The organism is Novosphingobium sp. (assembly GCF_030696665.1).
Taxonomy (GTDB): Bacteria; Pseudomonadota; Alphaproteobacteria; order Sphingomonadales; family Sphingomonadaceae; genus Novosphingobium.
This window is the reverse complement of record NZ_JAUYRV010000042.1, coordinates 23,662-48,507: the sequence shown is the minus strand read 5'-3', so window position 1 is coordinate 48,507 and position 24,846 is coordinate 23,662. Positions and strand designations below refer to the sequence as shown.

Sequence of the window (24,846 nt, the reverse complement as noted above, 5' to 3'; positions counted from 1 at the left end):
CCAGACGTTGTTCTCATAATACTCCAGCGGCAAAGCAACGGATTCACCCACCGCTTTCAGCCCGGCGAAGTGGATCACCGCGTCGATGGCATGATCGGCAAACACCTGATCCAGCGCAGCCCGGTTGCGGATGTCGCCTGTGACCATGATGGGCGCGTTTCCGGTAATCTGCTCCACCTGCACGGCCACATCAGGCTTGCTGTTGCAGTGATTGTCAAAGCACACGACAGCGTGCCCTGCCTCCATCAGCGCGACCGCCGCGTGGCTGCCGATGTAGCCCGCGCCGCCGGTCAGAAGAATCGTCATTTGCTGGGTTTCCGTTCAGGCCATTTGACAAGGGTTGGTGGCTGGTCGATCCGCCACATTTGCCAAGACATTGCTTGAGCACCACAGCATCGGACGCGACGTTTGGAGCTGAAGGTCACGGCAGTACCACCGCTGCATGTCTGCATGTTACCTGACAAAGACCGGCATGGGCGGTAGTGCGACGAGACGTTTGGAAAATTCGTTCAGAACCTCGACCACCTGTGCCTTTCCGAGATCCGTAAGCGCCAGCCAGGTCCTGCGCCTGTCTTTCGGATCTGCAACCTTGTGAATCAACTCCAAATCCAAAAGAAAAGACTGGGTTCGCAAGTTGGTTGTCGGCGCGCTCTCACACAGCGGTGCCAAATCGGTGACCGCAAGCTTTACGCCATCCGCCTCGGCCACATAAAGTTGCAGCAGCACCCGCCAAGGCTGATTTATATCAGGAAATCCGGGAAGAGACTGATGATGGCGCTTGCTTTTGCTGCAAAGCGCGCGGGCAAGGCTCGTTGCATCAAAAGGCGATGGCACGTCTTGGCTATCGCCATCCAGAACAGTCGTCAGTAGACTTATTGCCGCTTCAACCCGTCCGCGCTGACTTTTTTTCATGACAACATCCATACCGTTCTAGAGCATTTAACCCTATTGCCAAGAACAGGCTGGATCAAGGTTGCATGGCAGCCTTGTCCGCGACCAATGCCTCGGCCTGAACCGAGCCGGATGGGCAATTTGCATGGTATGGGCAGTTTGCATGGTATGGGCAGTTTGCGTAGTGTCGGCTCCAAACAAAATATCGGCGCGTGACACGCTGGCATGACTACACCGGCGTGCCCTTGTGCCAGCGTTCCCCTGAAATCTTTTCCAGTTGCGTACTGCACCGACTGCAGCGGGTTACACATTTTTCCTGATCCCAGCGCATCCTGCGCCGACTCGGTTTGTGAAAACCAAGAAAACAGAAGATCTTGAACACGGCTACCCCCTTCGCGTCAGGATTAGACTGTTCCATCTCCCAATAACAAGTCAACCGCTTATTTATGCATTTTATGCAAAATTAAGAAATGCCCGTATACTCATTAAGCGACGTTGCAATGTCTTCATTTTTTCGCCGCTCAATATCTTCCAGCACATGACGCTTGGCCTCTCGCCGACCTTCTGGATCGCATCGACACCCAGCAAAATGCACATGCACAACAATCATGGTCATCTGGCACACCCGCGCACCGAGTGTTTGCGCCTCTGGAAAATACCGTTCCACATCATCCTGGAATCGTGCGCCCCATAGATACTGCGAATGCGGCAAGACGATTACACAAAAACTTGCAAACGGCACAATGCGCAAAAATACGGCCGCAATGTGCCCCTCGTAGCTTGGCCGACCCGCTTTTGGCCCCCTCCATACCGGAGCCTCCAGGCCATGGCAGAGACCAAATCCCCAGGCTCCCGGCTGCAAAGTCAGGTTGCCTTATCCGGTTCTGCTATGTCATAGGGGGCGTCATCGAGTATAAAGCGCTATAACCCACGACAACCAGAAATCTGATTGTCAGGCGGTCGTTTTTAAGAGCGCTGGCACATAGGCCCGTTTCCCAAAGCCTGCATCCTCCAGTCAGGATTTGGACAAGCTGCAGCGATCCGGGGAAGAGCTGCAGATTTACAAGAGCCCTCGGGTTGCAAAGCGCCCGGGTCGCGAGTTAATAGCTAGCGGCCCGGGCCACCAACACCAGGCTCCACATACGCGCAAATCCCATGCGCAGTCATGGCACTGATCAAGTTTCGTTTGATATGTTCGAACGCGCCAGAATGTCATGGCATCGCGCGATTTCGTCAGCAAAACGCCTGCTCTGCCGTCCCACCCGGTGCATATTTGGACGCTGAAAATTCCGGTGCGACCGATGGCCTGTTCGTGCCCAACTGTGTCAGTACAAACCATCGGTGGCTCGTCACTGTCCAGCAATTGCTTTCAGTTTGGCCAGCCGAGTGCTCCGTATTCAGGCCCTCAATCCGAAGCTTATCGCAAGGCGCTGCTGGCTTTCGCGTCTACGCCAAGCCGCCTGAGCTGACAGCGCAAGTTTTCCATTTTGCGCCTCTCTTGCGCCGACCACATTTGTGAGGGCTAGGCCCTGCCAAGGCAGCCCAGCAATTGTAGCGGCGTAGATTACGGTTGCAGGAAAGGAAAAAGATCCTTGGCAAAAAGATAGCCGACAAAAACGATGTTGCCTGCCAAAGGAACTATAATGCCATCGTCAACCGGCGGCTTCCAGCCAAGCCGCTGGGCAAGCAGATGGGCTAGCCAATGAGTTAGCCTTGCCGTCCGGCTTCCTTTGATGGCAGCGCCTCCATAGCCGAACCGAAGCTCGGACAGCGGCCCATCTGAACCCGATTTACACGATCCGTCTTGCATCGACTGCTGACCTAACCCAGATTCGATACCTGCTCAAGTTCAGCAGGGTAATGTGCGTGCCCTCAGCGGCTACGGCGACGTCAGGACGTGCAGCTAACCCGGCTCGGCAATGGTCAATGCGCCCTATGTCTTGGCCTCCATCTGCGGCCAGATGAATATCTGATCAAGGCATTGCCTCGACGCAATAGTCTCCCAACAGGCCGTAACATGTTGATGTATAGACTATTTCACGCCCTGTCTCAATTGCAGCAGGCACCGCAATATGTCTGCGCTGTCAAAACAGCCCTAGACAAGCAACAGCAGCTATAGGTCCGAGCGATCACTGTAACGCAAAAAAATGCGCAATCGATTGAACTATTGTGTTGATTTTATTTCCCGCGTGTCACAAGGGGCAGTCAAGGCATTTGGGGGAAGCCGCGACGACAGATTGTGAGGAACGGGGTTGGAACAGGTTAATCGCAGACGCGCCATTGATGCGCTGGAGATATTGCAGACGCTTTTGCTGGGTCATGAACCTGAAGAGGCCGCATGTCTGAACCATACCAAGCGTCGTGCCATGCTCGCTCACGCTGCCAACAACGCTTTGGAACAACGCAAGCGGCGGCGCCAGATTCTTGGCCACGAGCTATCCAGCGAGCCGTGCTGGGAAATCCTTTTGACCCTCTATGCCAACTGGTCGCAAGGCAGCCGCATAAGCGTAACCGATCTTGCCCACGAAACCGGCATCCCGTCTGCAACGGTCGTGCGCTGGTTATCCGTGCTCGTTGATCGCAAACAGGTTTGCCGAGAGCCAGATCCATCCGATGGTCGGCGCATCTGGCTGCGCCTGACGCGCGAGGCCGTGGAGAAAACCGAACAAGTTCTGACTGCGCAAAGCTTCGCCGCAGAGCGCCTGCGCACTCCAATGGTGCGCGCGGCCTGAACCTTGCCAAGACCCGAGAACATGAACGCCTCGCCTGTAAATTTGGCTAAAGATCCAGCGGCATGGCGAGATGTCATCCACCTTCTCGAAACGGCGATGTCAGTCCTCGACAACGCAGGATACTACACCGCCTCAGCTCTGGTCAGCTCAGCAATCGACGAGGTTGAGACAATCATCAAGATTGCCGGACGCATAGCCGAAATTCCAGAGTCCGATCTACAGACATGACGGCTCGAGGTAGGCACCCTCGCGCACCATGATTTTGCTTGATTCGGCCGTGCAGTGCACATTCTATGTCCCTGCCGCGGCGTGGCCAACTTGCACTCCGTCACACATGGCTTTCCTCGATCGCAGCGTCGTTGCCTCCACACGACGCTGCTAACGCGCGCCGGCCTGGGTGACATTGATGATCAGCCTCCCATGGCAGAACATCGGTTTTTTGATGAAACATGCAGTGTCGATTGCCGAGGCCATAGGCCAATGTTTCCGGGACATCTGAACCGTAGTAGCATCCGCGAACGCGTCTTCTCAGCCGCGGGGGCATGAAAGGGCCTGCAGCATTAGAGGAAATCCACGTTGGTGCAGCTCAGAGCCAATACGTTACGTAGAGGTCGAGACTGGAGCACCAACGCCGCCCGGATGGCGCGCGACCACCCTTGTTGCAAAACACTGCAGCCATATCCCGCCACCGCATGACTTGGGTAAACCTCAAGGGCCGCAACAGCCGATAACCGCCAAAGCGCATCGCGCTCAACACCTTGCAACACCCCGAACAATCAAATAGGCCGCCATAGCGACAACACCGCGCGCGCTTATAAGCAAAGGTTGGAAATCACTTCACACCGCCATGCGCCTGTAGTTTTCAAAGCGTCCAGTTTTCGATTGAAAATGCGCGTTCGTGCTGTGACGGAGCTATCAAATGCAATCAGGAGCGAATCGAGCATTGATGCCTCATCATGCATCTGTCCGTCGAGGCATTATTCTAGCGGGGGGCTCGGGAACTAGGCTTTACCCACTCACGCGCGGGGTCTCCAAGCAGTTGATGCCAGTTTTCGACAAGCCGATGATCTATTATCCGCTAAGCACACTCTTGCTGGCGGGCATCCGAGACATCCTTGTCATTACCACACCTGAGGATGCCGAGCAGTTTCAGCGGGTGCTTGGCGATGGGTCAGGCTTCGGCGTCGCGTTGAGCTATGCTACCCAACCTCACCCCGATGGCCTTGCCCAAGCCTTCCGCATCGGCACAGATTTCATCGGCGGGCGCCCCAGTGCGCTGGTTTTGGGGGACAACATATTCTACGGTCATGGCCTGCCGGAATTGCTGCGCAGCGCCGATCAGCGAGATACCGGCGCCACTGTTTTTGCCTACCGGGTCAACAATCCCGAAGCCTACGGGGTCGTGGCTTTTGATGAGCAGGGCGTTGCCAGTTCAATTGAGGAAAAGCCGGTTCAGCCTAAGTCTAACCATGCCGTTACAGGCCTTTATTTCTATGATGAAACGGTCGTGGACCGTGCGCGAGACCTCAAGCCATCGCCGCGTGGTGAACTGGAGATCACCGATCTAAACCGGCTTTACATGGACGAAGGCCAGCTTTGCGTCGAGATCATGGGGCGAGGCTATGCCTGGCTCGATACCGGCACACACGGCTCGCTGCTCGATGCAGCCACTTATGTGCGCATCACCGAAGAGCGACAAGGCCTCAAGATCTGCTGCCCCGAAGAAATCGCATGGCGGCAAGGCTTCATCACCGATGCGCAGCTGGAGAATATCGCCCAGCCACTGCGAAAATCCGGTTATGGTGAATACCTGATGCAATTGCTGATGCAAAAAGGTGCTCTGTGAAAATCATCGAATGCGACATTCCCGGACCGGTTATAATCGAACCAGACGTGTTCGGGGACGATCGCGGCTTTTTCTTCGAAAGCTGGAATGCCCAAGCGTTCAGCGCATCGGGGCTCGACCTGATTTTCGTACAGGACAACCACAGCCGGTCGCAAAAAGGTGTGCTGCGGGGTATGCATTTCCAAAACCCTGGGCCGCAAGGCAAGCTGGTCCGGGTAACGCGTGGTGCAGTGTTTGATGCTGTAGTCGATCTTCGCCGCGCCTCGCCTACTTTCGGCAAATGGACCGGTGTGACCCTCTCGGCAGAAAACAAGCGCATGTTCTGGGTGCCTGAGGGCTTTGCACATGGTTTTCTGACGCTGGAGGATAACACCGACTTCCTGTACAAATGCACCGCCCCCTATACCCCGCAACATGAGGCAAGCCTTGCCTGGAATGATCCGCAGGTCGGCATTGCCTGGCCGTTGGAAGGAATTGAACCAAAAATGTCAGCCAAGGATGCGAGCGGCGTGCCTTTGGCTGACGTGAACGCGTTTTTATGAAAGCACTCGTCACCGGCATAAGCGGGCAATTGGGGCGTGCGCTCCTCGCCGCGCAACCTGATGGCTGGACTTGTGTGGCTCTTGACCGCCAAGCGCTCGACCTGGCTGATCAGGATGCGATTGCCCGCGTGGTGGACGCAGAAGAACCCGATCTCGTGCTCAACGCAGGCGCCTATACCGCCGTAGATCGCGCGCAAAGCGAACCGGACCTTGCCTATGCGATTAACGCTGGCGCGCCAGGCGCTTTTGCCAAAGCCCTTGCCGGCTCGAGTGCGCGCCTTGTCCAGGTCTCGACGGATTACGTGTTCGACGGACAGAAGGATGGTGTCTGCCTCCCCTATCACCCGGACGAGCAGCGCAACCCGCAATCCATCTACGGTGCCAGCAAGGCTGCAGGCGAAGATGCAGCAGGCTCCGATGCCATCGTGGTGCGCACCAGCTGGGTTTATTCAGCAGGTGGTGCCAACTTCGTCCGAACCATGTTGCGGCTGATGCGTGAACGTGAAGAACTGCGCGTTGTTGCCGACCAGATTGGATCACCGACCTGGGCAACCGGGCTTGCCCAGGCTCTGTGGGGTCTTGCGGCCATCGACCAACCGGGGATCTACCATCACCGCGATGCTGGTGTCGCCAGCTGGTACGATTTTGCCAATGCCATCGCCGATGAGGCTTTGGAGCTGGGCCTCCTGGCCCGCATCCCGGCGATTATCCCGATCGCCACGACCGACTATCCCACGCCGGCTAAACGCCCGTCATTCTCGGTGCTCGATGTCTCCAAGATCCGCAATTTGCTTGGGGATGAGCACATCCATTGGCGCACCAATCTGAAGACCATGCTCAAAGAGGAAAAGGCCCTTGGCTAATCTGCTCGTCACCGGCGGTGCCGGCTTTATCGGCGGCAATTTTGTCCACTACTGGGCCAGACACCATCCTGACGATTGCATCATCGTGCTCGATTGCCTGACATATGCAGGCAACCGCTCAACCATCGCCGGGGTCGAACAGGCTGAACTCGTGGTCGGTGACATCCGCAACACCGAGCTGGTCGAGAAGCTGCTGCGCGAGCACTGCGTGCGCACGCTTGTCCATTTTGCTGCCGAAAGTCATGTCGACCGCTCGATCACCGGGCCTGATGCCTTTATCGAGACCAATATCCTTGGCACCAACAGCCTGCTCAAGGCCGCGCGCACGGTATGGCTCGACGAAGGCACCGGCCACGCACATCGCTTCCATCACATTTCTACCGACGAGGTCTATGGCTCATTGGGGCCGAGCGATCCTGCCTTTAACGAAACCACCCAATATCAGCCCAACTCGCCCTATTCAGCCTCGAAAGCAGCATCCGACCATCTCGTGCGCGCCTACCACCACACTTACGGGCTGAACACGACGACGACCAACTGCTCGAACAACTACGGTCCTTTTCACTACCCAGAAAAGCTCATTCCGCTGTTCATGCTAAATGCCCTCTTTGGCCGGCCCTTGCCGATTTACGGCGATGGCATGAATGTACGAGACTGGCTCTATGTGGAGGATCACTGCCGCGGAATTGAAGCTGCACTTGAGCACGGCAAACCTGGCGAGACTTACAATATTGGCGGCGGCGAGGAACTGCCGAACATGGCGGTGATCGACCGTATCTGCGCCGAGGTCGACCGCGCCTTTGTCGAGGTCGAAGGGCTTGCGCAGCGCTACCCCGATGCGCCTGCTGCACAAGGACGACCTACCTGTGAGCTCAAAACGTTCGTCGAGGATCGCAAAGGCCATGACCGGCGCTACGCGATCGACGAGGCAAAGGCTCGCGCAGAACTCGGTTACGTTCCGCAACACGACTTCGAGACCGGCTTGCGCAGTACTTTGCGCTGGTATCTCGACAACGAATCATGGTGGAAGCCACTGCTGGCATAACGGCGGCCATGACCTGACGGCCTCTGTCGGCGACAGACTGGCCGGATCGGGGGCGATCTTCTGGCAGGTGTGCAACGCATTGTGCTGAATACCGTCGCGGCACCCAAGAGCCCGGAATTCTAGCAACAGTCCCGTTCGGGCGGACCGGCGAGCGGCAATGTGCCCATTGCCATCAGGCGCTTGCCGACGACAATCGCGGTGACCGGGCAGAGGGACATAGCCCTTGCGTTAAGCAGCTGTAGGCTGGCCGCTGCCATGGCGTTCACCGCTTCATGACGACGTGCCGTTGCTCTACCCTGTCACTTCCAGGAACCATCGGCCGCAGCCTTCAAGTGCCAGCGCAGAAAGCTTGCCGTGGAGATAGGCCCCGGTATCGACGCCGGCCCTGTTGGATCTGAGTTCGACGTCCTGGCTTATCGTGTGGCCGTGCACCACGATAAGCCCAAGGTCGTCATCACAGTCCAGAAAGCCCTCGCGAATCCAGCGCAGATCGTGGGGATTTTGCTCGCACAGCTTCACGCCCGGCCGAATGCCTGCATGCACGAAGACATATTGACCCATGCACACGACGTCTTCCAGACCTCTGAAAAATGCCAGGTGGTCCTGCGGAATGATTGCGCGGAGGTCTTGGCGCAATTCTGATATCGAGAGGCGATTGTAAGCCTCTTGGTCGGCAAAGTAGCTCAGGATCGTCGCTTTGCCGCCATGCTCGAGAAACCGTCGCAGGGTCTGGTCCGATTCCAGACTCGCCAACAACATTTCCTCGTGGTTCCCTAAGATTGCGCGGACTTTGCACGTCCGTGCAAGCTCGATAACGAGATCAACCACGCGTGCGCTGTCGGGCCCACGATCAATCAAATCCCCAAGAAATACGATCGTTGTCTCAGCAGCAGGGCGAATCGCCTCGTCCTTGGCGATCTTGTCAAGCATGGCCTCAAGCAGGTCGGCGCGGCCATGAATGTCCCCGATGGCATAAACACGCTGTCCTTCGGGAAACGCGGGCCAGGACCGCCAGGGCTCTTGTGGACGCGCACGGAATAGCATCTTGAAAGATTCAAACATTATGCTGGGCCTTGAAGAACATCACGCCGAACAATGGACTGCGGACCGTCTGCCGGTTAGGCTGGTACAATCCTAACCCCTTGGCAGACAGGCGCTTTGCCGCTGTGATTAATTGCACAGCAGCGCCAGCCCAATCTTGCACGGCACCAAACCAGCCGGAATAGCCCTGGCCACGCACGAACCCGCTTGGGTGATCACACATTGTCGTATGGCACACCTGCAAAGCTTCCGCTTGCGCCTGGGCAAAGCGGCCAAACCCTTGCAACATCAAAAATCCAGCCTCCCTCGGCCCGCTGACGTTGTGGCGGTGTAAAAAGACTTCCACTGCGCACAACCATTCTAGGAAATCACGGTTCCCGCAGTTTCCAGAACAACACACACCCTGTGTCTACAGCGTCACAGTTAATGATCGAAATATGCCGGGTCGGGGCGATACCGCACATGCATCTGGCAATACTATGCCCCCACCCAGACAGCGCTGCGCAGACCATAATCCTCACCGCTCCATCGCCGCGCACATGGTTCAGGCCCCTGCAAGCGATCGTGCGCCTGCAAAAGTCTCCTCGAGCGCGCTGATCACTCCGGCCTTCATCATGTCCGGGTCAACACTTGCTGTTGGTGCAAATGTGACCTCGTCGGCTGCCGCAAGCACGACGTCACGCAACTCGTCCAACCAGATGACCGGCTCATTGCTCAATTGCGCGATTTTTGGCAAGAGCGCTGCCATCATCAGACGCAATGTATTGATATGTAACGTGTTAATGGATACCTCGACCTGCTCACGCAGGACATCCCGTTGTTCTACCACGCTGCGATCCCGTCTTTTGTTCAGCTTTGGATCTATTGCAATAGTCCGGCAGGCCTTCGATTTTCAACCAAAATTGAGCACCTATTGCATGGTATCTTCTGACCATCACAAGGCACTGAAAAGCCTCAATTCACGCCGCCCAATGCTTTGGATGCGCAATTGCCACATAGGGGTGCCAGGTGATATCGTTGCCTCCATCTGACGGGATAGACTCCAGACTATGCCCAATGTCCCTGATCGCGACCGCATGGCGTTCAACTGGATCGCTGTGGGCCACAGCGATGCGCAAGTCGGCGACAATCCGGCCGTTCGGATGGGTCACGCAGCCAATGCACAAGGTGCCCAGCTCCTGGCGCTTTGCAAGCTGGCAGGCCTGCTCGATATCTCGTGGCAACATCTGGCGCACCCGGGCCTTGAGGAAACCGGCCAGCGCCTGCGCAAGGCTGCTGCGCGCTTCAGCCTTGCGCCCGGTATCGGTCTGGAAGATTGGTTCTGGACCAGCCCGCAGGATCTGTGGGAAGGCAACATCGCCAGACAATTCGAAAGTTACCCAGGTCCATCCAAAACCTGCCCGCCCGGCTTCTTGTGCATCTTCGCGCAGGACGCCAGTCCGCGGGGGGTATTCTGGCAAAAGGCCCGCCCGTTGCTCTTGCGCGACAAGCTGTTCGGCAACTTCGAAACCGGCGGTCCTTACATGGCGCTGCTTCGCTGCGAGGCAGACTGGACAGGACGCGTGGATGTCATTGATGGTTACGTCCAACCCGTCCATTCGGCACATGTGCCCTTTCCCGTCACTTGCGCTCTCGAGCGCACGGTCGCAGCGATGCTTTTGAAAGTCGCCGAACGCCTCGATGACGGTGGCCTTGACATGAAAGTCTCGCGTGCTCTGGGGCACCAAGGCCCTGACGATTACATCAGCATCTGCCTTAGCCGGCAAAATCACGTTTTGCGCAAGATCGCCTTGACTTGTGCGGATATCCCCAACGACAGCCACCGAGAAATCTACAAGGTGACTCAGGCAAAGCTTGAAGATCACACATTCTTGAACTGGCTGGTTGGCGTCGTTCTGGAGTGATGCACTTTTAGCCTGTTAGCCCCCTACTCTGACCCCTTGCCCAAGCAAGAAGCCTCATCAGTTGCCCGCTGCCTGAACTCATCCGCAGCGATTGCGGCAGCGTAAATATGCGCCGGTAGGATTATGCTGCAGCAGCAATGCCAGCCAATAAAAAAGCCCTGCCGGCCCAGAGGGCAGACAGGGCGTCAGTTGGCGCTGTTTTTGCGCTTTTGGGTCGCATCCGTCGCAAGTTCATTGCTTCGGGGCAACGAATATCTGCCCAATAACGCCTCGGAATTCAAGCAGAATTCTGTGTCTGAATACTTACAATTGTGTAACGGTCAGGCCTTGCGGGAACAAAGCCGCAGATATGTCGATCATCAAAAGTGCCGCAGTGTCACCCGATAGTCATGTTGCTTGCCGCGCCGTTTCAGGAACTGCAAGGCTGCTGAGCCTGGGCGGTGGGCGGTGGGCTGCGACGTAATCCTCGATATCCTTGCATGACGCCCGGAACCGCGGGGGCCGTTAATGATCACCACCTCCCAGGCTAGCGCCTTGCGCCATCCGGGGATCGCGAACAGAGCTCGCTACGACCAACTGGCCTCCTTCGCTGCAGTGCCATGACGTGACCGAGGCCGCACCTTGAACACAGTCGATCTGGTGACCCGCACCCGCAATGAGCATGAGCGGCGCTCTTGTCGCCCAGCTGTCCCGTCGCGATCTCAATGCGCTCGATGAACTGGGGGATCGGCCGTTGCCACGATTGCCAGGCCGGTTGCTGTTCCATCTGACCGGCAAATTTGATGAGCAGACCGGCGCTTTGATTACCGCCGACCTCGCGGTTGGCAAATGGCCCACCGTGTTCGGCGATCCCGGAATGACCATCGCGCTTCTGGATCGCGTCACCTATCATTGCGACATTGTCGAAACCCGCAATGCCAGCTGGCGCGTCAAAAACCAGGGTTGATCCGCCCCACCGGCTATCCTCTGGAGAATGCTTTGCGCTGCGCGCGACGTCAATCTTGCGCCATCGTGACAAGGGGTATCGTTTGCGCGCCCACGCACAGACATCCTCCATCTGCCAGGCGCACACTAGCTATGCCGCGAACATCCAACTTCCATTTCAAGCTTTTCACAATTGTTTCATTGGGTAACGTCACTGACGCACGACCCTCATAGGTGCGGCCCCACACACCAAGGGGGCCAAAATGCATTCTGCGTTCACCAAATCCATCTACATCGGCACAATCTGCTCGTTAGGCGCCCTGGCATCGGCAACCGCCGGTGCCACCGAACCAGTATCTCCTGCAGCGCAAGATTCCGTGATGGCCGCTGCCCCTGCAGACGATGCTGACGCCGATCCCGAAACGCAAATTGTCGTCACCGGCTCGGCGCGCGAGCAGCGCCGCTTCGAGGTGTCCTACGCGGTCAACGCGCTGTCGCAGGACGATGTGCTCAAGCTTGCGCCAAAGAACTATGCGGAATTGCTGGGCAACGTTCCGGGCATCCACGTTGAAGCCACCGGCGGCGAAGTGCAGAACATCACTCGCGTGCGCGGTATCCCGACCGATCGTGGCTACCTGATTTTCCAGCAGGACGGCCTGCCGCTCTATCACGAAATCGACGGCTTCTTCTTCAACTCGGGCGAAGGCATGAATCGTTTCGACCTGATGACCGAACGGGTTGAAGTCGTGCGCGGTGGTCCGGCACCGATCTATGCCAGCAATGCGGCTGCCATCGCCAACAACATCACCGTGACCGGTGGCGAGCAGGCACGCGGCCGTGCCCAAGTGACGCTGGGTGATACCGGGCTCTATCGGCTTGATCTGATGCAGGCGGGCAAGCTGGCGCAAAACACCTATTTCGCCATCGGCGGCTTCCTGCGCCAGCACGATGGCTATCGTGACAACGGCTTTCCCAACGACAAGGGTGGCCAGATCCGTGCCAACCTGAAGCACAATCTTGACAATGGCTTCGTCAAGCTGTCGGCCACTTATGTAAACGACAAGAACCTGTTCTATCTGCCGATTCCGGTATCGGATCCGCGCAACCCTTCGGTTTCGCTCAACCCTTTCATCGATTACTTCACAGGCACAATGAACTCGCCTTCGCTGCGCGGGCTGAACATTTCCTACCGCAACGGCAATGGCCAGACCGAAACCTTGAGCCGCGATCTGGCCAATGGCCGTCACATGCGCTTTGGCAATGTCGGTCTTGAGTATCAGGGCGATTTCGGTGGCTATCTGGTCTCGGCCAAACTAGGCCTGACGACCGGCAAGAACAGCTTCGATGCGTTCTATTCGACCACCAACCCGGTTGCCGCAACGCCTTTTGCCAACAGCTATCTGGCAGCTGCCAACACCGCTTTTGGCACCTCTGCCAATCCGGTCACCCGCATCGGCTATGCCATCGGCGGCACCAACGGCGCGAGCGTTTATGATCCGAACACTGCATCGGGTCTGGTCATGTCGGGTCAGTATCGCGCCATCGAAGCCAGGTTCCACTCCACGCAGGCGGACCTGAGCGTCACCAAGGCGTTCGAAACCGGATTTGGCAACCATGACGTGAAGATTGGCGTCTACGGCTCGATCTATGGCACCTCGGCGTTCCTTGCCTATCAGGACATGCTGATCGAAGTGGCGGGCAAGCCACGCACGCTCGATCTTGTGGCCTATAACGCAGCAGGCCAGATCCTTGGCTATGTGACCGATAACGGCACGCTGCGCGCGGCCACCACGCTGACCAACGGGGACAGCGACGGCAAGGTCATCTCGCTTTATGCCAACGACACCTGGGAAATCACGCCGGGCCTGCGTCTGGATGCCGGTATTCGCAAGGAATGGTACGAGCTTTCGGGCTATACCGAACTGACCACTGGTGGCATCAATCTGGGCAAACCTGGCACGCTGGCCGATGATGCGACGCGCGGTTTCACCGGGCAGAGAGTCACCAACTTGCTAAAGCCCACCGCCACCAACTGGACCGTTGGCCTCAGCTACGACTTCACGCCCAGCTTCGGCGCTTATGGCCGCGTGTCGAACCTGCAAGTGCCGCCAGGCGCAGGCGTGACGCTCAACGCTGTGCCCAATATCGTCAAGACGCAGGCGCGTCAGTACGAAGCTGGGGTCAAGGCGGATTTTGGTCGATCCTACATCTACCTGACCGGGTTCTACACCGACTTCGACCCGTTCAACGCCTCGTTCGTGGCTTTCAATCCCACGACCGGACGCAACGATCAGGTGGTCCCGTTTGTCGGACAGGCCGTTGCCAAGGGCATCGAAATAGACGGAAAGTTCGCACCGCTCGACTGGTTTGACCTTGCAGCGTCGATCACGGTGGCTGATCCGCAGTATCGCAATCTGGAAAACACCGCAGGTGCCGATCCGAGCGCGGTCAATGGCAACCAGATCATCCGAGAGCCAAAGCTGTTTGGCAACGTTCGCCCGACTTTCACCTTCGACATGGGCGACAGCCGCCTTGAAGTGCAGGGCCGGTTTGACTTTGTCGGCGAACGTTTCGTCGATCTGTTCAACCGCACCTCGCTCCCGGCCTACCAGACATTCGGCGCCAATATCGCGCTGACCACGGGCGACTGGCGCTTCCAGGTGGTAGGTGACAACCTGACCAACGCCAAGGGGCTGACCGAAGGCAATCCGCGCACCGACCAGCTGGCCGGACAAGATGCCTCCGCAGCGATCTACGGTCGTCCGCTGTTTGGCCGGAACTTCCGCCTGATCATCAGCCGCAGCTGGTAGGCGGTTCATGCGCAAGATGCTTGCCCGCCGTCCGGTTCTCGAAACGGTCATTTCTGCAGCAATCATCGCTGCGGCCTCCACCATCACGATGGGGGCTGCAGCTGCGCCTGCCCAAGCGCAGGCCGAGGCCGATGCAGGAGCGCCCGACCCGCGCCTGAATGAAATTCAGGTAATCGGCACGCACAACAGCTATGCGATCCCCGCCGATCCGCGCGTCATGGCCCTGATGGCTCCGCGCATTGCCGCGCTGACCGGCGCGATGCTCGAGCGGCTCAATCCCGAACAGCGTGCAGCGCTCGCCGAAGAGCATCCTTCGGGCATCAGTGACTTCAGAACGACGCTCGATTACGTGCAGATGCCGATCGAAGCGCAATTGCGCAGCGGCGCGCGCGCTCTGGAATTCGATCTGCATCCCGACCCTGCGGGCGGGCTCTATGCCGATCCACTCCCTTACCAGATGCTGCGAAAGGCCGGCGAAACCGACCTTGCCCCCATCCACACCGAGGCGCTGCGCCTGCCCGGCATGAAAGTGCAACACGTGGCCGATGTGGATTTTCGCAGCCAGTGTCCAGCGCTGCGCGACTGCCTGACGATCCTGAAGCAATGGTCGAACGCCAACCCGGCGCACAGCCCGGTGTTCATTCTGCTGGAACCCAAGCAGGGCGGGCTGGCGCGCGCCTTTCCGGGGACTGCGCAAGTGCCACCGTTCGATGCTGCGGCCTTTGCCGAAGTGGACCGGGCGATCCTGAACGTGCTGGGCACCGACAAGCTGTTCACGCCTGACCAGTTGCGCAGGGGCCATCCCACGCTTGAAGCGGCGGCAAAGGCGGGTGCCTGGCCGCGCCTTTCACAAGCGGGCGGCAAGTTCGTGTTTCTCTATCTGGTGCCCGGGCTCGATTTTGCGCGGTTTGCTCCGTATCTTGATGGCACGCCCTCGTTGCAGGGCCGCGCGGCCTTTGTGCAAGGCCTGCCCGGAATGGCGCACACCGCGTTCGTGCTGGTCGACAATGCGCTGGTAAAGCCCGAACGCATTCCCGCGCTTGTCCGCCAGGGCTATCTCGTGCGCACCCGCGCCGATATCGATACCGATGATGCTCGCCGCAACGATCCGCGCCGCCGCGATCAGGCGCTGGCCAGTGGGGCGCAGATCATTTCGACAGACTATCTGACTGCGCGCAATGTTCACGGCCGTGACTATCACGTGCCCCCGTTTGCACAGGGGTGGCGGTACAATCCGGTGATCGGCACATGCCGGGCCAAGGAGAATGGCAAATGAAGCGCGCTTTTGCGATCACGACAGCCTTGTTGCTGGCTTCGGTGCCCATTGCGGCAAAAGCACAGGATCCGGCAGGCTATGCCGCGCCTTTTGCCGACACGCTGGAGACGCGGCTGTTTCCAATGCCTGCGATGATCCGTGCAGCAGCGGGCTGGCCCGCCGCCCTTGCCGCCGATCCGGCGCTGGCCAAGCTGGCCATTGAGCGCGCCGCGCGCATACCTGCGACCGACTGCAAGCCTGCGCCGCAATGCCTTGCCGATCCGTGGCTCTGGACCGATGCGGACATCGCCACGGTTGCAGCAAGCCTGCGCGCGGTGGCGCGTGACCGGCGCCTTGCACAGTCACTTGTGACCGACCAGATGCGCCGCTCGGGTCGCTTTGCGCGCCATTCTGCTCTGGCCGACACCGACTTTATCGCTGCCGCCTGGCGTGAGACCGCAAGCGGCATGAACACGGTCGTCGCGGTCTATGCCAAGGGTCGGGCGCCGCGCTATCCCAAGATCGACGCATCCATTTTCGATACCGCCAACCCCGAATACGCCAATGTTCTGGCCGCACACGGCGTGGCTGCTGCCAGCATGGCCGGCAGGGATGACACCCTTTTCGACCCGCCTTTGCGCTATGCTACCGGCCTGCTGGGCATGAATGAGCGGGTTGAGGCTGGATCGTTCAGGCCGCTGCTGGGACAGGACAACGCCGCGGCCGTTGCTGCCGTTCGGAAGACCGCGTGGAAAGACTTCCCCTATCCCACGCTGCTGGTGTTCGGCCACGGCCCCGAAGATGCGCAATCGCGCACCGGTGTTATGGGCTATATCCGCATGAATATCGCCGCATCGATGTTCCGGCGCGGGCTTGCGCCGTTCATTGTGGTGTCGGGCGGCAATGTTCACCCCAACCGCACGCCGTTCAATGAAGCGGTAGAAATGAAGCGGATCCTGATTGAGCAACACGGTCTTCCGGCGGATCGCATCCTGATCGAGCCCCACGCGCGCCACACCACCACCAACTTGCGCAACTGCGCGCGGTTGCTGCTGGCGGCAGGGTTTCCGACGGATCGTCCCTCGCTCATCGTATCGGATCACATGACGATCAAGTATATCGCCAGCCCTTTGCTGGCCGAGCGGAGCCTTGCCGAGATGGGCGTCCAGCCTGGCAAGATCGCGCCGGGCCCGGATCAGTTCACGGTCCTGTTCACGCCCGATCCCGTGGCGTTTCATGTCGAACCGCTCGACCCGCTCGATCCGTGAGCATCCCTCACAAGCTGGCCAGGGTGGCGACTGTGGCAGCGTTGACGCTCGCCAATCCTGCTGCCGCCCGCAGCGAGCCGGGCATGCTGGTCAACCCATTTGTGGGAACGCTGGCCGATTTCGGCCAACTCAGTCCAGCAGCGGTCTCGCCTTATGGTATGGTCCAGCTTGGTCCTGACACAACGCCCGCCAATCATGCAGGCTATGACTATGCTGCCACAACTCTCGACGGCTTTTCCCATACACGCGGCGTCGGCGTGGGATGTGGCGGGGCAGGCGGCGATGTCCGTGCGACGCTGGTTTATGCCGGTGAACCGATGGCGCAACAGTTCGATAAGCGCAGCGAGCGCGCCCACGCGGGCTATTACCGGGTAAGCTATGGCCCCGGCATAGTCGCCGAAATGACATCAACCCGCGGCGGCGGTGCGCTCCGATTCCGCGTACCGCGCGCAGGTCGTCTCCAACTGTCCGTCGCGTTTACGCGCACCTATTCCAAGCACATCGCGGCACAGTGGAATGCCATGACAGATGGTGATTTGCATGCCAGCTTTTCTGCCGGAACAGTCTGTGATGCCGGCACTTATCACCTCCATTCCGCCACGCGCGTGCTGCAAAATGGCCGCGCTGTCGTGGCCCGTTGGGATGGTGACCGGACGCAGCTGGCCATGTCGATGATAGAGGCCCGAGCGGGCGATGTGGTGGAACTGCGCACTGGCCTTTCCTCCATTGATCCAGCAGCAGCAGCCAATGTGCGCGAGATCGAAATGGGTGGGCAGCCATTTGCAGAAATTGCCCGGCAGACGCTGAATTCCTGGAATCACGAACTCTCGCGGGTTACCATTTCCGGCACACGCGATGACCGGGCGCTGTTTTACACGGCCCTGTTTCGTGTGATGCAAACCCCCGTCGCGATCGCAGACCCCGATGGGCGCTTTCGGGGCAGCGATGGCAAAGTGTCGCAGGTTCGCCGCGACGAACAGCACTATACCAACTGGGCAATGTGGGACAATTATCGTACGCAGATGCCGCTGATCGCGCTGATAGATCCGGTCCGCGCCGAACAGATCGCCAAATCCCTGGTTCGTCTTTACCAGACCGGAAAGCGCCGCTGGGCAACGCAGACCGAGCCGTTTCTGACCGTTCGCACCGAACACGCCGGAATCACGCTGCTCGATTTCTATCGCAAAGGCATCACCGGGTTCGACGTGCATTCGGCATTGCAAAGCATGGCGGCAGAAAGTGCAACGCTAGCCCGCAATACACCTGACGAGCAGATCGAGGCAGCATACGACGATTGGGCGATTGCCGAACTGGCCACTGAACTTGGTCAATCCGATTTGGCGCTGCAGCATCGCCAACGGTCATTGGCCTATCGTGACATGTGGCTGGCAACGTTCAACACGCTTGGTCTCGACGCCGACGTGGTCAAAGCGCGCGGGTTGTATCAAGGCACTATTGCGCAATATCGTTGGGCGCCCGTGTTCGATCTGCCGTGGCTCAAGGCTACCATGGGCGATCGGTTCGATAGCGAATTGTCTGCGTTCTTCGCCAAAAATCTGTTCAACATGACAAACCAGCCCGATATGCATGTACCTTACATTTTGACTTGGGCAGGCGATCGGGCGGCAACTGATGCGATTGTCGCCAGATATCTCACACAGCCGGTGGCGCATCGCTATACCAACTCCGGGATCCGTCCACAGCCTTGGATGGGGCGCAGCTTTGCCCTGTCGCCGCAAGGCTTTGCCGACGGTATGGACGATGACGCAGGGGCAATGACGGGCTGGTACATCTGGTCGGTGCTGGGCCTGTACCCGCTAACCCCTGGGCAGCCCGAATATGTCGTAGCCAGGCCGCAAGTCCGCCGGGCAGTTGTCCGCCCGTCGCGCGGTTTGGCGGTCGTGATCGGCCGGACTGCGCAAGGCCAGTTGTCGGTCAACGGCCGAGCGCTTGATTCAATCAGCCTTGCCCATGACACGTTGGCACGATGACACCTTCTTACGCTGTGTTATGGCGCGTGCCGCGATCGGCAGGTATCCGGCCGGAGCATGCTGGCCAACGATCCATAATGCCTGACAGTTTAGCCATTTGGCGGGCCGAAGGCTGGGTGAACGTAGAATTTTGATAGGATGCAGGTGCCGGTTGTGGCCGTCAGCCGGTCCAGCTTGCGCAAATTCACACCCTTCCGACCGCGCCCGAGAACCATCGGGATGGCCAAGCGTATCCAACCTCAACGATGCTGCACGGCAACGACGGGGGCCCGCATGACCAATCGCACGCTTATCCAGTTCTTTCATTGGTACACACCAGCAGACGGCTCGCTGTGGCGGCAAGCAGGCGAGGAGGCGAGGCGCCTGTCCGAGATGGGCATTACCGACATATGGCTGCCGCCCGCTACCAAGGGCGCATCTGGTCGCCATTCGGTCGGCTATGACGCATACGACCTTTTTGACCTTGGCGAATTCGACCAGAAAGGGTCGGTTGCCACCAAATACGGCACGCGTGATGAATTGGTGGCCGCTGCCAGTGCTCTTGCTGATTGCGGCATCGGTACGATTGTTGACGTTGTGTTCAACCACAAGATGGGAGCCGACGAACGCGAGCCTGTCACCGTCCGTCGCGCAAACCCAGACGATCGGACCGAGATCGAGGAGCAGTCTTTCAAGGCGCACGCCTGGACGCGGTTCACCTTCCCCGCACGAGGCGGGAAATACTCACCATATATCTGGGATGCGCACTGCTTTGGTGGGGTCGATCACGTCGAAGACCCAGACGCTGAGGGAATCTTCAAGTTGCAAAACGAACATGACCTTGGCGCTTGGAGCGCCGAGGTTGACGATGAACTCGGAAATTTTGATTACCTGATGGGCGCTGATGTCGAGTTCAGAAACCCATCCGTTCAGGAAGAACTAAAGTTCTGGGGCCGCTGGATTGCCGAGCAATTGCCCGTAGCCGGCTTTCGCCTCGATGCCGCCAAACACATCCCTGCCTGGTTTTTTCGGGATTGGGTCGGCCACATCCGCGATACCGTAAACGCCGATGCGCTCGTCATCGCAGAATACTGGCATCCAGACCAGGAAGCGCTGAAGGCCTATCTCGAAAAGGTCGATCACCAGTTGATGCTGTTCGATGTCGGCCTGCAGCACAGTTTCCACCATGCCTCACGTGCCGGGGCAGAATTTGATCTGCGCACGATCTTCGATGGCTCGCTGGTGTCTGCCATGCCCGATCACGCCGTGACGATGATCGGCAATCACGATACGCAGCCTCTCCAATCGCTCGAAACGCCGGTAGAGCCCTGGTTCAAGCCATTGGCCTATGCGCTTGTCCTGCTGCGCGAGCAGGGTTTGCCGTGCGTCTTCCACGCCGATCTTTACGGAGCCGACTACCGCGATGTGGGCGGCGACAGGAACGAGCACGACATCAACTTGCCTGCCATCGGATGCCTTCCTGCATTGCTTGAGGCGCGTCGTCAGTTTGCGCATGGCCCGCAGACCGAACTGATTGACGAAGATTCAAGCTGCATCGGTTTTGTCCGCCATGGCACGGCGGAACAGCCCGGCTGTGTCGTTGTGCTTGCAAACGGCAGTGACAATGGCAAGGAAGTAGCGCTTGGCCCGGACCTTGGCGCACGAACGTATCGTGACTGGCTGGCCCACCGTCAGGACACGGTTTCAACCGACGAAAGGGGACACGCGCATTTTCCTGTCAACGGCGGCAGCGTAAGTGTCTGGGTGCTTATGGATTGATGGCTCTGCCCATCGGCTAGATCAACTCAACGCTCAGACGAGTGCCTCAGGCAGATACGCGGTGATCGAGAAAGCGCACATAGCGTGAGCACGAGCGGGGTTGTGGTTGCTCGCCGACCTCATCGCGTTTCAGCGCATAGCCTTCGCGCCGTGCCAGTGCGTCCAGATCGACGCAAGCATCGACATGCCAGCCCGGAGCGATCTGGCGGGCCGCGAGCACAGCCTCCTTCCAGTTTGCAGCTGTCAGGAAATGGTAGTCGTGTTGTTCGCGCATCGCGTCGGACGAATTGCGCCCAAGTTCTGCAATAAACAACGACTTGTCCTGATCGAGCAAGGGTTTGTCGGTGTCAGCAAGTTCAATCTCGATCCAGCCATCAAGGTGCGTGGCATTCATGGTTCCGCCAAACCGTGCAGCGCAAACTCGTACGAGTTCGGCCTCGTTGGCCGCAATCATTGCGTGAACTTCGTGACTTTCAAACAAATGGCCTTCGCGCATCCCGCCAATTTCCACGAGATATAGCTTCACGGCAGACCCTTTCATGATGCGGCCATGATGACCAGGGTTGTTGTGTCGTTCACACGGAACCCGCCAGCACCCCCTGCGTTCCATAGATCTCGATGATTTCACGAGACAACGACGCAAATCCGCAGGGCCAATCCGCAGGAAGGTTTTCCTTATCCCTACGCCTCAACGACTTGGAGCGAGCGAGCGTATCGCGATAATTGGCGCCGGCGCCACGGGAACCTATTGCCTCGACGCCCTGCTCGCCAAAAAGGTTGCCTCCGAAGTGGTCGTGTTCGAGGCCAGCGATAGGCTTGGCCCGGGGCTTGCCTACTCATCGAATTTGAATGACGTCCATGCGCTGTCCAATATTGCCGGCATCGAAGTTCCACCACTGTGCGAGACATTGAATGCCTGGGCGGTCCGCCAGCCTCGGGCAAGGCTCAATGACTGGGGTATTGCTCATCTCGCAGGCGATGATCGCGCCTTTTTCCCGCGAGTTGTGCTGGGCGCGTGGCTTGACGATCAGTTCGGTCAACTTTGTGCAAGCAGCAAGGTACCGGTTACCGTCCATTCGCTGACCGAGGTCCTGGACGTGGTAGCTTTACCGGACGGCTGCCGGTTAGATTGGCGCGGCCCCGATGGCGCAAGAGCGCAAGACACATTCGACCGCGTGATCATTGCGTCGGGCTACGGTGCCATAGGGATGGACGACAACCCCTCGGAGCTCCGCACCGGCAAGTCGGCCGCAACGGTCGCCAGTACAAGCACCACAGCGCGTTTCGGCGTGCTCGGTTCGTCCCTGTCCGGAATCGATGCAGTGGTCGCAATTGCAATGGCCAGAGGAAGCTTCGTGGAGGAGGCAAACTCGCTCCGCTACGTTGCACACACCCCTTGGCAGGCTGTGATGATGAGCCGCAACGGCCTTTTGCCTGAGGCGGATTTCTGGTTCCCCCATCCCCTTCCCGAGCTCGGGACCTTTACGACCGAAACAGCCGCAGCGTGCATGCGCGGCGATGATGGGGACCTTGACCGGCTGTTCGAAAAATTTGCCGTCGTGCTGGCCGAGCAAGCGCCTGATTGGTCCGCCGCGATCGGTCTTCGAGATGCAACCGCTGACGATTTTGCCGAGCGCTATTTTGCGCATCGACGTTCCGGCAATGTCTGGGAACACGCCCGCGAAAATCTCGCGCACGTCAAGGAATGGAGTCACAACCACCAGACGCCTGCCTGGCGCATCATAATCCTGAAAGCGCACGAGATTTTCGCAAGCGCCGTATCGTCATTGACGCGCCGCGACCTGTCACGTCTGCACCGTGGTTTGAAGCGTGTGTTTACCGACAACTACGCGGCCGTGCCGCATCTCTCGATCGAACGTGTGCTTGCCCTGCATGAAGCGGGTGTTCTCGATGTGATTGCCCTTGGGAATGATTACGAGATCCAGCCTGCAAATAGCGCCTGGCTGGTGCATTCGCATAAATGGTCAGGGCGGTTCGACGAACTGATAGACGCTCGCGGCCCTCAGGCCGCTGCACTCACCCACTTTCCCTTTCCCACTGTGCGGCTCCAGCTTTGCGCCAGCGTGCTCGAGGAAAGCCAGGACTGGCATGATGGCATAAACCCGGCGACGGATCTGACTGTCAGCGAGCACGACCCTTCGCTCAGGCGAGTGCATTTGTGCGCTTTGCCCTTCCTCTTGCGGAACCGGCCGTTCGTTCAAGGTCTGGTAGAATGTGCTGCCCTGGCGCGTGCCGTCAGCGAGGCCATACATGAAGCGCAAAACGCGATCAGTACGGACTATTCATCGGCTGAGTTCCTTATGGAGCTGCTGGACCGGCCCGCTATCATTCTGGGAAATGGAGAAGTCCTGCCACTTGCCGGCTGAAACTGCCTGCAAAGCAACAGTTCACACTGCAATGATCCCAAATCGATGCTGCGCCAGAACTGATGCAGCACATTGATCGAGAACCACCTGCGAGCGGGTCACGATGCTTTGTGCCAGCCTGACGGCCTTTGTCATCATTCTGTCCGGCTTTATAACGGGTCGCGACCTTGGCCCATCCCTAAAGCCCACTGACCGCACTGGCGGTGACTGGGTTGGGGGGAATGCCGGCTATGACGACCACCGCACTGCGCGCCTTGAAGATTGGTTTGGCAGCCAGCGTTGCGGCCTTCAGCATCGCACCTGCCGCCGCCGCGACCGATGAAGCCATTGTCGAGGCCCTCGCGCTCCACAGTGCCGGAAAGGCCGCAGAAGCTTTTGCTGTGCTCGCCCCGCTGGAACAGGCCCGGGCTGGCGAACCTGATTATGACTATGCCCTTGGTCTGGCGGCAGCCGATAGCGGGCAGCATGGCCGGGCCATCGCGGCCTTGCAGCGCGTGCTGGCGGTGCAGCCCGGCAATGCTCAGGCGCGCGCCGAGATCGCGCGGGTCTATGCCATGGCAGGGGACCTCGACACGGCAAAGACCGAATTCGACACCGTCATCGCCGATCCCTCGCTGCCCGACCCGGTCCGCCAGCAGCTCAACAGCCTTTCAAACCGCTACCACACGCAGCTGCGCGGCGGCTCCACCCGCATCAGCGGATTTGTCGATGTGGAGGGAGGCTATGATAGCAATGTCAACGCCGCAACGTCTGCCACCTCGATCACGCTGCCGGTGTTCGCCTTTCTCGGCCCCGCAACGCTGGGCGGCGGCGCAACCCGGCAAGGCGAAGCGTTCGGACAGGTGCAGGCTGGGGTCAGCATCGATGTGCCGCTCTCGCGCCAGACCAAGCTCTTTGCATCGGGTCTTGGCCTATGGCGCGATGCGCACGGCGACAAGGCGTTCGATCAGGCAGCTCTGACCGGCACGCTCGGCATTGCCCATACCAGCCCCTCTGGCCACACCGTTTCGCTGGCCGCGCAAAGCCAGCAGTTCTGGCTCGCGCATCAGGGGTTCCGCGCGTCACACAGCGCCATCGGCCAATACACGCGGCGGCTGAAAAACGGCGATGCCCTGTCGTTCGCCGCGCAATATGCCCGGATCGATTACCGGACCGACACGCTGCGCGATGCCGACCGGTTTACCGGCACGATCAGCTACGCCGGGCGGCAGGTGTTCGCCGCGATTGGCGCGGGCAAGGAAGCGACCCGGCAAGCCGCCGGGCGGCACTTGGGCTATGCGCTGGGCACGGCGCAACTGGGCGCAGAGCTGCCGCTGACCACAGCGCTATCGGTCGTGGGCGGGCTTAGTGCCGAATACCGCGACTATGGCGGCGCTGATCCCTTGTTCGGGGCCAGCCGGCACGACACCCAGCTCGACGCATCGCTGAGCCTGCGCCTGATGATCGCCAAGGCGCTCATCCTGCGCCCCCGTGTCTCCTTCACGCGCAACGACAGCAACCTTGCGCTGTACGATTACCGGCGCGTCACTGTCTCGCTCTCCATCCGACAGGAGTTTTAAGCCATGGCAACGCAGGCATGCAGGACGACC

The 24,846-nt window shown here is 59.0% G+C and carries 22 protein-coding genes; 14 read left to right on the top strand and 8 right to left on the bottom strand.

The window, feature by feature from the left end; all coding sequences use genetic code 11:
• From Q8R81_RS12060 to Q8R81_RS12050, 3 genes are all read right to left on the bottom strand, one after another.
• On the bottom strand, window positions 1-306 hold a 306-nt coding region (locus Q8R81_RS12060; protein WP_305618141.1), incomplete at its 3' end, for an SDR family NAD(P)-dependent oxidoreductase.
• A gap of 147 nt (window positions 307-453) precedes the next feature.
• Window positions 454-912 carry a hypothetical protein gene (locus Q8R81_RS12055; protein ID WP_305618138.1) on the bottom strand — a complete coding sequence of 153 codons (459 nt, stop codon included), beginning with the start codon at window positions 910-912 and terminating at the stop codon, window positions 454-456.
• Window positions 913-1,354: 442 nt separating this feature from the next.
• The gene (locus tag Q8R81_RS12050; RefSeq protein WP_305618135.1) at window positions 1,355-1,642 is read right to left on the bottom strand and encodes a hypothetical protein; all 288 of its coding nucleotides are present in this window, start codon (window positions 1,640-1,642) and stop codon (window positions 1,355-1,357) included.
• 1,501 nt (window positions 1,643-3,143) lie between these two features.
• On the opposite strand from Q8R81_RS12050, the gene Q8R81_RS12045 reads away from it, so the two are divergent.
• From Q8R81_RS12045 to rfbB, 6 genes are all read left to right on the top strand, one after another.
• Entirely contained in the window at window positions 3,144-3,623 is a 480-nt protein-coding gene (locus Q8R81_RS12045; RefSeq protein WP_305618133.1) for a MarR family transcriptional regulator, read from the top strand.
• A 21-nt stretch (window positions 3,624-3,644) separates the two neighbouring features.
• A complete protein-coding gene (locus tag Q8R81_RS12040; RefSeq protein ID WP_305618131.1) occupies window positions 3,645-3,851 on the top strand; it encodes a hypothetical protein in 207 nt (68 codons plus the stop codon).
• Between the two features lie 718 nt (window positions 3,852-4,569).
• The gene (rfbA, locus tag Q8R81_RS12035) at window positions 4,570-5,469 is read left to right on the top strand and encodes a glucose-1-phosphate thymidylyltransferase RfbA (protein WP_305618143.1); all 900 of its coding nucleotides are present in this window, start codon (window positions 4,570-4,572) and stop codon (window positions 5,467-5,469) included.
• Window positions 5,466-6,011 (top strand): dTDP-4-dehydrorhamnose 3,5-epimerase, encoded by a 546-nt coding sequence (gene rfbC / locus Q8R81_RS12030; protein WP_305618129.1) that lies wholly within the window; start codon window positions 5,466-5,468, stop codon window positions 6,009-6,011. Before rfbA ends, rfbC begins: the two co-directional genes overlap by 4 nt.
• Window positions 6,008-6,874 carry a dTDP-4-dehydrorhamnose reductase gene (rfbD, locus tag Q8R81_RS12025; protein WP_305618127.1) on the top strand — a complete coding sequence of 289 codons (867 nt, stop codon included), beginning with the start codon at window positions 6,008-6,010 and terminating at the stop codon, window positions 6,872-6,874. Before rfbC ends, rfbD begins: the two co-directional genes overlap by 4 nt.
• Window positions 6,867-7,919 carry a dTDP-glucose 4,6-dehydratase gene (rfbB, locus tag Q8R81_RS12020; protein WP_305618125.1) on the top strand — a complete coding sequence of 351 codons (1,053 nt, stop codon included), beginning with the start codon at window positions 6,867-6,869 and terminating at the stop codon, window positions 7,917-7,919. Before rfbD ends, rfbB begins: the two co-directional genes overlap by 8 nt.
• Window positions 7,920-8,210: 291 nt before the next feature.
• On the opposite strand, the gene Q8R81_RS12015 is transcribed toward rfbB, so the two are convergent.
• The 4 genes from Q8R81_RS12015 to Q8R81_RS12000 all read right to left on the bottom strand — a co-directional run bounded on the left by Q8R81_RS12015 (window position 8,211) and on the right by Q8R81_RS12000 (window position 10,825).
• Complete coding sequence (locus Q8R81_RS12015) at window positions 8,211-8,981, bottom strand: metallophosphoesterase family protein (protein WP_305618123.1); 771 nt, start codon at window positions 8,979-8,981, stop codon at window positions 8,211-8,213.
• On the bottom strand, window positions 8,974-9,306 hold the full coding sequence (locus tag Q8R81_RS12010; RefSeq protein ID WP_305618120.1) for a hypothetical protein: 333 nt from the start codon (window positions 9,304-9,306) through the stop codon (window positions 8,974-8,976). Before Q8R81_RS12010 ends, Q8R81_RS12015 begins: the two co-directional genes overlap by 8 nt.
• A gap of 198 nt (window positions 9,307-9,504) precedes the next feature.
• Entirely contained in the window at window positions 9,505-9,789 is a 285-nt protein-coding gene (locus Q8R81_RS12005; protein ID WP_305618118.1) for a hypothetical protein, read from the bottom strand.
• Window positions 9,790-9,919: 130 nt separating this feature from the next.
• Entirely contained in the window at window positions 9,920-10,825 is a 906-nt protein-coding gene (locus Q8R81_RS12000; RefSeq protein ID WP_305618116.1) for a hypothetical protein, read from the bottom strand.
• Between the two features lie 700 nt (window positions 10,826-11,525).
• Between Q8R81_RS12000 and Q8R81_RS11995 the strand changes: the two genes are divergently transcribed.
• The 6 genes from Q8R81_RS11995 (at window position 11,526) to amyA (ending at window position 20,870) form a co-directional block, all read left to right on the top strand.
• Window positions 11,526-11,810, top strand: coding sequence for an ATP-binding protein (locus tag Q8R81_RS11995; RefSeq protein ID WP_305618114.1), 285 nt, complete (start codon window positions 11,526-11,528; stop codon window positions 11,808-11,810).
• A gap of 241 nt (window positions 11,811-12,051) precedes the next feature.
• On the top strand, window positions 12,052-14,598 hold the full coding sequence (locus Q8R81_RS11990; RefSeq protein ID WP_371135360.1) for a TonB-dependent receptor: 2,547 nt from the start codon (window positions 12,052-12,054) through the stop codon (window positions 14,596-14,598).
• A 7-nt stretch (window positions 14,599-14,605) separates the two neighbouring features.
• Window positions 14,606-15,874, top strand: a complete 1,269-nt coding sequence (locus tag Q8R81_RS11985) for a Ca2+-dependent phosphoinositide-specific phospholipase C (RefSeq protein ID WP_305618110.1) — start codon at window positions 14,606-14,608, stop codon at window positions 15,872-15,874.
• Window positions 15,871-17,121 carry a YdcF family protein gene (locus tag Q8R81_RS11980; RefSeq protein ID WP_305618108.1) on the top strand — a complete coding sequence of 417 codons (1,251 nt, stop codon included), beginning with the start codon at window positions 15,871-15,873 and terminating at the stop codon, window positions 17,119-17,121. Before Q8R81_RS11985 ends, Q8R81_RS11980 begins: the two co-directional genes overlap by 4 nt.
• Window positions 17,118-19,112 carry a glycoside hydrolase domain-containing protein gene (locus Q8R81_RS11975; RefSeq protein ID WP_305618107.1) on the top strand — a complete coding sequence of 665 codons (1,995 nt, stop codon included), beginning with the start codon at window positions 17,118-17,120 and terminating at the stop codon, window positions 19,110-19,112. Before Q8R81_RS11980 ends, Q8R81_RS11975 begins: the two co-directional genes overlap by 4 nt.
• Window positions 19,113-19,331: 219 nt before the next feature.
• On the top strand, window positions 19,332-20,870 hold the full coding sequence (gene amyA, locus Q8R81_RS11970; RefSeq protein WP_305618106.1) for an alpha-amylase: 1,539 nt from the start codon (window positions 19,332-19,334) through the stop codon (window positions 20,868-20,870).
• Window positions 20,871-20,916: 46 nt separating this feature from the next.
• Here amyA and Q8R81_RS11965 read toward each other — a convergent pair whose 3' ends face one another.
• Entirely contained in the window at window positions 20,917-21,396 is a 480-nt protein-coding gene (locus Q8R81_RS11965; RefSeq protein ID WP_305618104.1) for a hypothetical protein, read from the bottom strand.
• A gap of 37 nt (window positions 21,397-21,433) precedes the next feature.
• Here Q8R81_RS11965 and Q8R81_RS11960 point away from each other — a divergent pair, with 37 nt between their 5' ends.
• The gene (locus Q8R81_RS11960) at window positions 21,434-23,257 is read left to right on the top strand and encodes an FAD/NAD(P)-binding protein (RefSeq protein WP_371135359.1); all 1,824 of its coding nucleotides are present in this window, start codon (window positions 21,434-21,436) and stop codon (window positions 23,255-23,257) included.
• Between the two features lie 230 nt (window positions 23,258-23,487).
• Window positions 23,488-24,816 (top strand): tetratricopeptide repeat protein, encoded by a 1,329-nt coding sequence (locus Q8R81_RS11955; protein ID WP_305618100.1) that lies wholly within the window; start codon window positions 23,488-23,490, stop codon window positions 24,814-24,816.
• The last annotated feature ends 30 nt before the right edge of the window (window positions 24,817-24,846 follow it).